We start from the raw sequence: 12,555 nt of genomic DNA, 5'->3' as shown, positions 1-12,555 counted from the left end.
CAAAATGATTGACAGTAATCGCATTATCGGTGTAGATTTTGACAATACCATCGTCACCTATGACGATCTTATGTACAAAATTGCTGTTGAAAAAGGTTGGATTTCTTCCGAAGTTAGCAAAAGTAAAAAGCAAATTCGCGACACCATTCGCCAGTTGCCAGACGGGGAAATAGAATGGCAAAAATTACAAGCTATTGCTTACGGTTCGCAAATGGATGAAGCTAGGTTAATAGACGGTGTAAAGGAATTTTTCAACTTGTGCAAACAACACAAAATCCAGACTTACATTGTCAGCCACAAAACCGAGTATGCTAATTACGATGAGACCCAAACTAATCTACGGACAGCCGCAATAAAATGGATGGGAAAAAATAACTTTTTTTCGTCTATAGGTTTAGGATTATCTCAAGAGCAGGTTTTTTTTGCATCAACGAGAATCGGGAAAATTGACAAAATTAAGAAGTTAAAATGTACTGACTTCATTGATGACTTAGAAGAAACATTTATTGAGGAATCTTTCCCAGAAAGCGTGAATAAGATTCTCTACGCACCCCACCAGCAGCATTCAGGCAAACTGCAACTAAAAATCGTCAGTAGATGGCAGCAAATTAATGAATATTTCTTCTCAAGAAGCTGACAAGGACAGTTCAGAAATTAAATCAGTTTGCTCTCGGTTACTAGGAAGTGAGGTAAATCACATTCAAAGAATAGGTGGAGGGCGAAATAGTAAAGTTTATAAGCTGACTTGTGCAAACGATAGCCAATACGCTGCTAAACTGTATTTTCGTCATAATTCTGACAAAAGAAACCGCCTAGTTACTGAATTTTCGAGCTTGCAGTTCCTTTGGGAAAATGGCGTAAGTCAAATTCCTCAGCCGCTTGTAGCTGATAAAGACTTTGGATGCGCTCTGTATGAATATATCGAGGGCAGCAATATCTTACCTCAAGAGGCAACAAGCAATGAAATCAGTAAAGCTGTTGACTTTTTAGTTAAATTGGCGGAACTTAAAGTCAGAAAAAACAGTCACTTCCTGCCACTGGCATCAGAGGCATTTTTTTCAGTTCAAGCTATCGTTCAAAACATTGAACAACGCTTAAGCAGATTATCCGCACTTCCTAATAGTGAAGCTCCCTATAAAGCTTTGGCCGAGTTTTTGACAGGCGAGTTCCAGCCAGCATTTCACCAGATTGTAAATTGGTGTCAGACAAATCTCAATCAGTCGGAAATGTCCTACACCGCCGAAATAGAAGAGCGAGAAAAAACCCTAAGTCCTTCTGATTTTGGATTTCACAATGCTTTGAGGCGGGCAAATGGTGAAATAATATTTGTGGATTTTGAGTATTTTGGCTGGGATGACCCGGCTAAGACAATCTCTGATTTCCTCCTACATCCAGGGATGGATTTAGCGGATGGTGTGAGACAGCAGTTTTTCGGCGAAATGCTTCGGGGTTTTCGAGACTACAGGCATCTTGCCAAGCGAGTCGAGATTGTCTATCCCCTATTCGGACTAAAGTGGTGTCTGATACTGTTAAATGAGTTTGTGCCTCAAGACTTGCTTCGCCGGGGGTTTGCTCAAGGGAGCGACCTAGATCGGAGTCCGTTGCAGATTGAACAGTTGGCAAAAGCCAAGCGAATGTTACAAAAAATCCTGGCAAATTACGAGCAGTTCCCTTATGGTCGCTGAAACCCTGAAAACTAAATCCCTTGGACTGGACAACCGTTCCAGGGAGATCCGCAGAACAATTGTCAAGATTTTGGAAGCGAGTCGCCGGGGCCATGTGGGCTCTAGTTTTTCGTTGATTGAGATATTGCGGGTTCTTTACGACGACGTGCTGCGCTACGACTCCCAGAATCCAAAGTGGTCAGAGCGCGATCGCTGTATTCTCAGTAAAGGACATGGCTGCCTTGCTCTCTATGCCATGCTTGCCGACAAAGGCTTTTTTCCCGAATCAGAGTTGTGGAAATTTTGCCAAAGCGACGGCATTTTGGGAGGACACCCAGAGGCACGTAAAGTCCCCGGCGTTGAAGCTTCAACAGGGAGTCTGGGTCACGGTTTATCGATAGGAATTGGATTTGCTCTCAATGCCCGATACGAGAAAGCCAATTATCGCACATTTGTGATTTTGGGGGATGGGGAGTCCAACGAAGGCTCAATCTGGGAAGCGGCTATGTGTGCAGGCAAGCACAAACTCAGCAATCTCACCGTCCTGGTAGACTACAACAAGCATCAGTCCTACGGCACAACCTATGAAGTTCAGGATTTAGAACCCTTAGCTGATAAGTGGAGAGCCTTTGGTTTTGCAGCCACAGAAGTAGATGGTCACAGCGTGGAAGAATTGCGATCTGTACTGTTGAATTTGCCGCTGCAACCCGATCGACCAACAGCGATTATCTGCCATACTATCAAAGGCAAAGGCATTCCTTTTGCTGAAAATAATTTGAAATGGCATCACAAAAATAAAGTATCAGATCAAGAAATTCAATCGATGCTGGCAGCTTTGGAGGATAACTAATGCGTCAACTTTGCCTGGATATGGTGTATGAATTCGCCAAAAAAGATCGTCGGATTTTCTTCATTGGTTCGGATCTTGGCGTTGGCACCCTCCAAAAATTCAAAGAGGAAATGCCAGAGCGATTTTTGATGGAAGGGGTGAATGAAGCTAATATTATCGGCATGGCCGCTGGTTTGGGCCTAGAAGGTAAAATCGTTTACGTGAATACGATCGCGACCTTTCTCTCCCGCCGCTGTTTTGAGCAGATTGTCTTAGATGTCTGTCTGCACAATGTCAATGTCCGCCTGATTGCCAATGGTGGCGGTTTAGTGTATGCGCCATTGGGGCCAACTCACTTAGCAATCGATGACATCGGCATTTTGCGAACAATTCCTAACATGACAATTGTGGCCCCGGCTGATGAGTCTGAAATGGCAAGACTAATGCCATTAACTGTCGATTATCCCGGCCCAATTTACATCCGTTTGGGGAAGGGAAATGAGCCAATTTTAACCCCAGATAACGTACCCTTCCAAATTGGCAAAGCTATTGCCATGCGGGAGGGAAATGACGCGCTGATTATTACCACTGGTGTCACGCTCAAGCCGGCATTGGATGCAGCAGAAATTCTCAACAAACAAGGGTTAAAAGCGGCGGTACTTCACGTTCATACGATTAAGCCTCTGGACACGGATACCATTATGGAGTACGCTGCGGTTGTACCTGTGATTGTTACTGTGGAAGAACACACTTTAATGGGTGGACTGGGCAGCGCTGTGGCTGAATTAGTCGCTGAAGCCAACTTTAATCCTGCTAAGCGATTTAAGCGCATTGGCATTCCCGATGTGTTCCCGGAACAATACGGATCGCAAGAAAGTCTGATGGCCCTGTATGACATCACCGCTGAGAATGTGGCTGGTGTCATTGCGGGTTTATCCCAACAGCGGCGCGAACCGGTGCAAATGGTTGGTGCATAAATATCTGTTAGCTTTTGGCAGCCTGTGACCTTAACGCTAATATTAACTAACTGTATGGCGGGAGAAAGATAGTGTGAGCTACGTCGATTTCATTACGAAAGTACATACCAGTACCAAGCGCGATTATGTCGCTCGTGTTGTCCAACACGATAAGGCAGATTGTGCCACAATTGCTAAGCAGTATGGTCAAGATTACTGGGATGGCGATCGCCAATACGGTTATGGTGGTTATCGCTACGATGGTCGTTGGCTGCCAATTGCTAAGGAGATAGTTAAGCATTACGATCTTAAACCAGGAGATAAAATTCTTGATGTTGGCTGCGGTAAGGCATATTTGCTTTATGAGTTTAGTCAAGCCATCCCTGGAGTAGAAGTTGCAGGGATAGACATCTCGCAGTATGGTATTGACAATGCTAAAGAGGAGGTAAAGCCTTTTTTACAAGTCGGAAATGCTACGAAGCTGCCATTTGAAGACAATACTTTTGACTTTGTAGTTTCGATTTTAACTCTGCACAATTTATACAATTACGAATTGTACGCGGCTTTGCAAGAAATTGAGCGAGTTGGCAATGATAAAAAATACATTGTTGTTGAGTCCTACAGAAATGAGCGGGAGCGAGTGAATCTGCTATATTGGCAGCTAACTTGCGAGTCTTTTTATACTCCTAATGAGTGGGAGTGGTGTTTTAAGCAAAGTGGCTATAGGGGGGATTATGGCTGTATTTTCTTCGAGTGAGTGCCTTAAAGTTGACAGTCCCAGTAGGGAAAACCCATTTTTGACTTCTGAAGAAAATGAGGCTAGCGCTCAGTTTTTAAGAGACGGTTATATTGTATTTCCCTTAGAAAATGATTCTCTCTTAAATGCAGTCAAGAAAAATCTCTATCAGGCAGGAATTGAGTTAATTGGCAATCAAAGTAAATATTCAGAAGCAGATTTTTTTGATCGCATTCATAAAATCATTTCAGTCAGCGAACTAAACGATTTTCGAGTGAAGCTAATCGCTCTGATGGCACAGGATAAAAGCTTGAGACCAAACATTTATTCTTTGGGCAAGAAGTATATTCATTGGCTAGTTGGTAACGAATTGGCAATGCAGAGAAACTGCAATTTAAGCATCCAGTTTCCAGGGGATGACAGTTCCCTTTTGCCACTGCATTCTGATGTCTGGTCGGGAAATTCGCCCTATGAAATTGTGTTTTGGCTGCCCTTGGTGAATTGTTACCAAACCAAGTCAATGTTTATCTTGCCCAGAGCAGAATCAGAGGAGGTATTTAGAAACTTCAAACAATATTCTCATCTTACTGCCGAAGATCTTTTTAATAAAATTACAGATAAATTGGTTTGGTTAGAGGTTAATTGTGGACAAGGAGTGATATTTTCTCATTCCCTACTTCATGGGAACCGAGTTAATGAAGAGTCAGAAACGAGATGGACTTTTAATGTTCGGTTTAAGAGTTTGCTTTCTCCTTATGGGACGAAGGAATTAGGCGAATCATTTTTGCCAATTACGATGCGTCCAGTTACAAAAATAGGGTACAATTATATCAAACCGGAGTGCTGATGAAAGTTCAAAAGGGATGGAGAGGATATATTTTTAGTCGGGAGATCGGTGGTGATTTTATTCCGCAGCGAGTACAAAATATTGTGATTCGTAACTACGCTCAGACTAAAGGTATGCTATTTTTGCTCAGTGCAACTGAATATTATATGGATAATTGCTACATGATGTTAAATGCCTTACTTGAAGATTTGGACTCAATTGCAGGGATTATTTTTTACTCTATTAAATTATTGCCACCAGATGCGATTCATAGAAAAAAAATATATACTGAATTGTTAAGCAAGGGGTGTGGGCTACAATTTGCTCTAGAGGAACTTGCTATTTTTCAAGAAAATGATATAGAGTTGATTGAAGATATAATAGCTTGCAAGCTCCTGGCGCGGGATGTCACAAATACTTTGTCTGGGACGATTGCTGGTTAATAATCTGGTGAACAGAAAAATAATTGAGGTTTGATGGCTATGGGATAGAATAAATTAGGCTTGACAAGATTATAAATAATTGAAGGGTTATTAATTTTATTAGAGGTGAGAGGTGAGCGACTTGACACAGAAAACTCGAGAAATGCAGTATCAAAATTGTGTTGAATTGCGCGACAGTAAAGGACTCACACACTTGGGTCTAATGAGCAACCAAGTATGGCATGACGATCCTAAACGCTTGCTATTTGTCTTATCGAGATACAAGTTTGTGGCTAAGATGTTTGGAGGTATGAACAGTGTGCTTGAAATCGGCTGCGCGGATGCGTTTGCAACTAGAGTTGTCCGGCAAGAAGTCAAACATCTAACGGCAGTTGATTTTGACCCGGTGTTTGTTAAGGATGCGATCGATCGCATGGACGAAAAGTGGCAGTTTGATTGTGTAGTTCACAATATTCTGGAAAAACCTGTAGAAGGACTGTTTGATGGTGCTTATGCTTTAGATGTGCTAGAACATATCCGCCAGGAAGACGAGCAGCATTTTATGTCCAATATCGTTCAATCTCTGACTGAACAAGGAGTATTAATAATCGGGATGCCATCAATTCAGTCCCAGGCTTATGCCTCGGCTGCGAGTAAGGAAGGACACGTCAATTGCAAAGACCAGAAAGAGTTAAAAGAGTTAATGTCGCGTTTTTTCCATAACGTATTTATTTTCTCGATGAATGATGAGGTCGTGCATACAGGATTTTACTCAATGGCGCACTATCTTTTTGCATTGTGCTGTATGAAAAAGGACTCTACTACCTAATTAGCTGAGGATGAAACAAACAGATGTATCACTTATAGTAGGAGCTGACAGCTCAATGGGTCGAGCATTGGCCGCTCGACTAATAAGTGCTGGAAAGCCAGTCATTGAAACCACCCGGCGGCACGATACTCTCTCTGAAACAAGAATCTTTATCGACTTAACAAAAGAGATTGCCAACTGGCATCCTCCTGCTAAAATAGATGTAGCTTATCTGTGCGCTGCCGTAACTTCCCTCGAACAATGTCGCCAAGATCCGGTGCACAGTGCTGAAGTGAACGTCCGCAACACACTATCCTTAGCAAAGGATCTAATTGCTAGAGGTACATTTGTCGTATTTTTGTCAACCAATCAAGTCTACGATGGGTCGATTCCCTTGCGTAAAGCTGATGATAAAGTCTGTCCACAAACAGAATACGGCAGGCAGAAAGCTGAAGCTGAGAAACAGTTACTGGCTCTCGGTAACTTAGTTTCTATAGTGCGATTTACGAAAGTTCTTAGCTCTAGGGTGCCTTTGTTTCAAGGATGGATTCAGGCATTACGGAACAATCAGGAAATTCATCCCTTCTTAGATATGGTAATGGCTCCAGTCCCCCTATATTTTGCTGCCGATGTCTTGTCTCGGCTGGGCGAATTACGCTTGCCAGGAATTGTTCAAGTTTCTGGGGAGAAAGATATAAGTTACGACGAGGTGGCTTATTATCTTGCACGGCAAATTGACGCTAATCTAGACCTAGTGAAACCGCGCAACTCAAAGGAGGTTAATTTACAACCTGAATTTGTCCCTTTGCATACGACACTGGATACAACGCAACTGCGCATCCAACTTCGATTGGAGCCACCGAAGGTCTGGTCGGGAATAGACTTAATACTAAGGAATAATATTGATCGGTGAAGCAATTCTTTCAATCAAGTTATTTTTTTGAGAAGTGAGACAATCTAGAGTAAAGTTATATAATCAGCGATTAGTGAAAAAAACTTAGATGATTTATTTCCAATTTTAAATCGGCAAAACTTAACAGCAAAACAAATAGAAAAAATGACAAACGATATTGAAGAGTCAGCAACAAAAGAACAAGTACAATGGACTGAAACAAAGGCACTGCTGGGAAATGACAGGCTGTTACTTGGCCCTTACTTTACCTATCAGTTCCGTAATAGTCCCCGCCGAATTCTCCATGCCTTGAGCTATCATAAGTTTGCTGCTAAAATGATTGGTACAGGAAAGCAAATTCTTGAGGTAGGATGCAGTGAAGGGTTAGGAACGCTAATCCTATCTGAATTTGCAAATGAGTGTCTGGGGATTGATATTGATGCCGATGCGATCGCAGTTGCTAAGGAAACGATCGCTAGTGCCAAGCTACAGTTTCGCCACGCCGATATCATAGGCGGTTCCTTTGGAAAATATGATGCTGTTGCCAGCTTTGATGTCATAGAACATATTTTTCCCGAAAATGAAGAGAGTTTCTTAAGTGCGGTCACTGGTAATTTGATTGATGGGGGAATGTTTGTTGTCGGGACTCCTAACATTACTTCTGACCACTATGCTTCGCCAGTAACGAGGGCCGGTCACATCAATCTTTACTCGGCTGACCGCTTGCGGGAATCCTTGGCTCATCATTTTCAAACAGTATTAATGTTTTCTGCTAATGACGAGATAGTTCATACTGGATTTGCCCCGATGGCTCACTATTTAATTGGCATAGGTATATCGCCCAATCGATCTCTATTGATCGAGCATTAATCTAACAAAACGACGATTGCTCACTTAGTCTATTTTACCTACAACAGTGTCAAGCAAATCACTTCTTGAATATTACCAACAAAATTCCTTCAACCCAGTCCCAATTTCTCTTGAAGATAGGGTAGCTTGGGAATTGCACTTTGCTAAGCGTCATAACTTATACGAACGCCATTTAGGTATACCCTTTTCTTTGCTACAAAATAGTTCAATTCTTGAGTTTGGTTGTAATTCAGGAGAAAACGCCTTGGTTCTAGCTTGTGTAGGTGCAAACCTCACCCTGGTAGAACCAAATCACCAAGTTTTACCCCAACTCAAAGCGTTATTCCAAAAGTTTGGCGTGACGGAACACATCGCTGCTTTAGTAACAGAAGGAATCGACATATTTGAATCGGATATAACTTATGACATAGTTCTGGCTGAGGGATTTTTATTCACATTACCGAATCGCGATGAAATGGTTCAAAAAATTGGTCAACTGCTCAAACCAGGAGGCTTAGCTGTCATCTCATTCAATGACAGATACGGCTGCTTGCTAGAAATGACAAGACGAATGGTTGTATGGAGAGCATACCAACTCCAAGGAATTGATAACGTTCACAGTCAAGTTGCGCTCAATATTGCTGAAAAGTTATATGCAGAAGATTTCTCAAAATTGAAGGCTTCTCGGTCTTTCGAGGCATGGTGGAAAGATACGTTAATTAACCCGTTTTTGGCCTCAAAATACCATTGGAGCTACCCTGAATTGATCCCGCTACTAGAACAGATTGGCTGTGAATTTTATTCTTCTTCTCCAAAGTGGACAGGAATAGATAGGTTTACCTGGTACAAAAATGTTTCAGATAGTTCAGAACGCCACCAACAATTAACAGAAAACTTGAGGATGTACTTGCCATTTTTTTTAACAGGATTACCTCCATCAGCCGGAGAAAAGAGTTCAGCAAGCCCCGCAGTCATTGACTCACTGACTAACTTAATAGAACAACTTTCCGATTATACGGTAAATTGGGGAACTCCTATAGAAGCGATAATTTATCCACCCCTACTAGATGAGTATCTCAGCCAAATTCAAGATTCAAGATTGCAGCAATTCAATAGAGAAATGAAGAATATATATGAGGCAGTAAAATACAACCAACTCGAGCAACTCATATCGGTATACCAGGCATCAAAGTGCGTGAGGAGTATGTGGGGCGCACCGTATCACTACATTTGCTTTAGCAAGATGGCTTATTCCTGATATATGGTAGCGTGAAACTCACAGTTTAAAGATTTTAATCGTACAGGTGAGTCTTACCTTTATTGTCTGAGGATTGGCAGTACAATTGTATGTATTATTCGTTAATTTCTGGAGGAACTGCTTGACTACCCCCAAACACTGTCTAGTCACCGGTGCCGCCGGCTTCATCGGCAGCCACCTGTGCGATCGCCTCCTTGCTCTCGGTCACGCTGTAACTGGTTTAGACAGCCTAATTACTGGTCGCCTTGTCAACTTAGAAAGGGCTAAAACCTATAAAACCTATAATACTTTTAATTTCCTAGAACAAGACGCAGCCGCCATTACGCCATCTACTTTAGAAGGCATTGACTGGGTATTTCACCTCGCAGGATTAGCGGATCTAGTCCCTTCTATCCAGAACCCCGGCAAGTATTACCACGCCAACGTCCATAGTACCTATGCCCTTCTAGATGCCTGCCGTCACGCCCCCATCCAACGGTTCATTTACACGGCATCCTCCACCTGCTACGGTATTCCCCACCAATATCCTACCCCAGAAAGCTATCCTTGCTCTCCCGAACACCCCTACGCTCTCACTAAGTATTTAGGAGAGCAATTGGTACTGCACTGGGCAAAAGTCTATAAACTCCCTGCCCTATCCCTGCGGCTGTTTAATGTCTACGGCCCCCGTTCCCGCACTACAGGGGCTTACGGAGCAGTATTTGGTGTCTTCTTAGCCCAAAAATTAGCCGGAAAACCATTCACCGTGGTAGGAGACGGCAGCCAAACAAGAGACTTTACTTTTGTTAGCGATGTTGTCGAAGCATTTATCAAAGCTGCTGAATCAGATATGATGGGTGAAATTATTAACATTTGTTCTGGTCAACCTCAAAGCGTCCTCACTCTAGTAAAACTTTTGGAAGGTCCTATCACCCACATTCCCAAACGCCCGGGAGAACCTGACTGTACGTGGGGAGACATCGCAAAGGCAAAAACCCTACTGGGATGGCAGCCGCAGGTTTCATTTCCAGAAGGGGTATCGCAGATGTTGGCAAATATTAATATGTGGCGAGAAGCCCCTGTTTGGACACCTGATGCGATTCAGGAAGCGACAAAAGAATGGTTTGAGCATCTGGGGGAAAATTAAATCTATGGAGCCAACGCCCCCTCAAGCAGTCAAGGTATTTATTTATCAAGGATCTCGCCTGCTGCTCCAACTGCGAGATAACAAACCTGATATCTTTTTCCCTAACCACTGGGGACTATTTGGCGGGTTGATAGATGCTGGAGAAACTCCCGTCCAGGCCGTGAAGCGAGAAATAGAGGAAGAATTAGGCTGGACACCGCCGGAGTTCAAGTTTTTGCTCAGATGGGACGAATCAGACGACCCTTGCATCAATCACATTTTTGTTGCACCCTTGACAGTTGACCTCAATCAGTTAAAACTAACTGAAGGTCAAGCACTAGGATTGTTTACACTTGAGGAATTGACTCAGTTGCTCCTAGTTCCAAAAATACTAAGAGTTTTACCACAAGTCCTCGAAGCGATCGCTTCCGAGGAACTAACTACTTCTTGGCAAAGTCTAACGAAGTCATCAGCCAGTCTTACCTCTAAATTCCCGAATCTATAATCTATGCAATCATTAAGCTCGCAACTGCTATTTGCCTCTGATTATTTCCGCCAGCTAGCTGCACTCAGCGAAAACTTTGAGGCGAGCGATCGCCAATCCCAACTAATATCCTTTGGTGAAGGTATTGATCGGGCTGCTGCTTTAGTCTATCGGCAAACCCAGCAACAAAAAAAGGTCATTTTTATTGGCAACGGCGGTAGTGCAGCAATAGCCAGTCACCAAGCAATTGACTACTGGCGTAATGGAGGATTTCCCGCGATTGCCTTCAACGACGGAGCTCTGCTAACTTGCATCGGCAACGATTTCGGCTACGAACAGGTGTTTAGCAAGCCAATTGCTACGTTCGCCCAACCAGGAGATGTCCTCTTTGCCATTAGTAGTTCCGGTCAATCTGCCAATATATTGGCCGGTGCGCGTCAGGGTAGTCAAATTGGATGTCATGTGATTACCCTCTCAGCCTTTAAAACAGATAATCCCCTGCGTCTATTAGGTGACATTAATTTTTACGTCCCAACGATGGCTTATGGTTTTGCTGAAATTACTCATTTGTGTATTTGTCACTGCATCTTGGATGGCTTAATGAAAGGTGTTTTACCCGAATCTCAAATGGTAGATCCAGCTTTGTCTCTCAGCGAAAATATTGTGTAGTATCCCCCACGAACTCTAGTTAACAAGTTATTTAAGTAAGGAAAAGTCTGTCTATGAAATGCAAGATTTGTGAATCGGAATCTTTCTATTTTGCAAATGCTAATATTCTTAACAAATATGATGCAGCCTATTTTAAATGTACTAATTGTGGGTTTGTTCAAACTGAGGAACCTTATTGGCTGGAAGAAGCCTATTCTCAACCTATTGCCGAGACTGATTCCGGTCTAGTCTTTAGAAATTATATGCTTGCCAGAATAGCAACTAATATAATTACGAAGATTTTTAATTCTAATGCTAATTTTTTGGACTATGCCGCTGGCTATGGCTTGTTTGTGCGATTGATGAGGGATATCCGCTTTAATTTTTATTGGTACGACAAGTATTGCGATAATATATTCGCCAAGGGGTGGGAAGCAAATTTACAAGATGATCGGCAATATGAATTGATAACTGCTTTTGAGGTTTTTGAGCATTTTGTCAATCCTATTGATGAAATTAATAAGTTATTAAACTATTCAAGAAATATTTTATTTAGCACAGAATTACTGCCCGAAAATCAACCCAAGCCACAAGAGTGGTGGTACTATGCTCCTCACGAGGGTCAGCACATCTCTTTATACACTCCTAAATCTTTATCTATTATTGCAGAGAGGCTAGGCTTAAACCTATACTCAAACGGCTCGTCTATTCATCTACTCACAGAAAAGAATATCCCCCAAGATTTATTTGAAAGGTTATCTCACTATGATTCACTTGCCTTAAAAGGTTTTTTATTATCTTCAAGAGATTACCTACAAACTTTTGAAAAAATTGACTCAGAACAGTACAAGGAGCAATGGTATCAGACTCAGAAAGAGTTGGCACAATCTCAATCACAACTGTACACATCTGAGGCAAAACTGCAACAATCCCAAACCCAATTGCATCAAACTCAGGCAGATTTTGCACAAGCTCAATCGCAACTGCATCAAACTGAGACAGAGTTAGAAAAATTTCAGTTACAACTGCATACCTCCCAAGAAGAATTAGAGCAGTCGCAGTCGCAACTTCATCAAAA

The 12,555-nt window shown here is 42.3% G+C and carries 15 protein-coding genes; all 15 read left to right on the top strand.

Annotated elements, in window-relative coordinates:
• The first annotated feature begins 4 nt into the window (after positions 1 to 4).
• On the top strand, positions 5 to 637 hold the full coding sequence (locus tag OSCI_RS07765) for a hypothetical protein (protein ID WP_007354352.1): 633 nt from the start codon (positions 5 to 7) through the stop codon (positions 635 to 637).
• Positions 612 to 1,685: a phosphotransferase gene (locus OSCI_RS07760; RefSeq protein WP_007354351.1), complete on the top strand. Its 1,074-nt coding sequence runs from the start codon at positions 612 to 614 to the stop codon at positions 1,683 to 1,685. Before OSCI_RS07765 ends, OSCI_RS07760 begins: the two co-directional genes overlap by 26 nt.
• The gene (locus tag OSCI_RS07755; RefSeq protein WP_007354350.1) at positions 1,675 to 2,514 is read left to right on the top strand and encodes a transketolase; all 840 of its coding nucleotides are present in this window, start codon (positions 1,675 to 1,677) and stop codon (positions 2,512 to 2,514) included. Before OSCI_RS07760 ends, OSCI_RS07755 begins: the two co-directional genes overlap by 11 nt.
• On the top strand, positions 2,514 to 3,470 hold the full coding sequence (locus OSCI_RS07750; RefSeq protein WP_019487631.1) for a transketolase family protein: 957 nt from the start codon (positions 2,514 to 2,516) through the stop codon (positions 3,468 to 3,470). Before OSCI_RS07755 ends, OSCI_RS07750 begins: the two co-directional genes overlap by 1 nt.
• A gap of 73 nt (positions 3,471 to 3,543) precedes the next feature.
• Positions 3,544 to 4,206 (top strand): class I SAM-dependent methyltransferase, encoded by a 663-nt coding sequence (locus tag OSCI_RS07745; RefSeq protein ID WP_007354348.1) that lies wholly within the window; start codon positions 3,544 to 3,546, stop codon positions 4,204 to 4,206.
• Complete coding sequence (locus OSCI_RS07740) at positions 4,184 to 5,032, top strand: sporadic carbohydrate cluster 2OG-Fe(II) oxygenase (protein WP_007354347.1); 849 nt, start codon at positions 4,184 to 4,186, stop codon at positions 5,030 to 5,032. The genes OSCI_RS07745 and OSCI_RS07740 overlap by 23 nt, the downstream gene beginning before the upstream one ends.
• Complete coding sequence (locus OSCI_RS07735; RefSeq protein ID WP_007354346.1) at positions 5,032 to 5,454, top strand: LIC12192 family sporadic carbohydrate cluster protein; 423 nt, start codon at positions 5,032 to 5,034, stop codon at positions 5,452 to 5,454. The genes OSCI_RS07740 and OSCI_RS07735 overlap by 1 nt, the downstream gene beginning before the upstream one ends.
• A gap of 112 nt (positions 5,455 to 5,566) precedes the next feature.
• Positions 5,567 to 6,262 (top strand): class I SAM-dependent methyltransferase, encoded by a 696-nt coding sequence (locus OSCI_RS07730; protein ID WP_007354345.1) that lies wholly within the window; start codon positions 5,567 to 5,569, stop codon positions 6,260 to 6,262.
• Between the two features lie 10 nt (positions 6,263 to 6,272).
• The gene (locus tag OSCI_RS07725; RefSeq protein WP_007354344.1) at positions 6,273 to 7,154 is read left to right on the top strand and encodes a sugar nucleotide-binding protein; all 882 of its coding nucleotides are present in this window, start codon (positions 6,273 to 6,275) and stop codon (positions 7,152 to 7,154) included.
• Positions 7,155 to 7,298: 144 nt separating this feature from the next.
• On the top strand, positions 7,299 to 8,003 hold the full coding sequence (locus OSCI_RS07720) for a class I SAM-dependent methyltransferase (RefSeq protein WP_007354343.1): 705 nt from the start codon (positions 7,299 to 7,301) through the stop codon (positions 8,001 to 8,003).
• Between the two features lie 46 nt (positions 8,004 to 8,049).
• Complete coding sequence (locus OSCI_RS07715; RefSeq protein WP_019487629.1) at positions 8,050 to 9,240, top strand: class I SAM-dependent methyltransferase; 1,191 nt, start codon at positions 8,050 to 8,052, stop codon at positions 9,238 to 9,240.
• Positions 9,241 to 9,361: 121 nt separating this feature from the next.
• The gene (locus tag OSCI_RS07710; RefSeq protein ID WP_007354341.1) at positions 9,362 to 10,366 is read left to right on the top strand and encodes an SDR family oxidoreductase; all 1,005 of its coding nucleotides are present in this window, start codon (positions 9,362 to 9,364) and stop codon (positions 10,364 to 10,366) included.
• Positions 10,367 to 10,370: 4 nt separating this feature from the next.
• Complete coding sequence (locus OSCI_RS07705) at positions 10,371 to 10,850, top strand: NUDIX hydrolase (RefSeq protein ID WP_007354340.1); 480 nt, start codon at positions 10,371 to 10,373, stop codon at positions 10,848 to 10,850.
• A gap of 3 nt (positions 10,851 to 10,853) precedes the next feature.
• On the top strand, positions 10,854 to 11,498 hold the full coding sequence (locus OSCI_RS07700; RefSeq protein ID WP_007354339.1) for an SIS domain-containing protein: 645 nt from the start codon (positions 10,854 to 10,856) through the stop codon (positions 11,496 to 11,498).
• A gap of 53 nt (positions 11,499 to 11,551) precedes the next feature.
• Positions 11,552 to 12,555: class I SAM-dependent methyltransferase (locus OSCI_RS07695; protein ID WP_157135549.1), on the top strand; the 1,004-nt coding region annotated here is incomplete at its 3' end.

This window comes from Kamptonema sp. PCC 6506 (assembly GCF_000180455.1).
Classification (GTDB): domain Bacteria; phylum Cyanobacteriota; class Cyanobacteriia; order Cyanobacteriales; family Microcoleaceae; genus Kamptonema; species Kamptonema formosum.
Note: the sequence above shows the minus strand (reverse complement) of the source record. Positions and strands in the feature narration are given on the sequence as shown.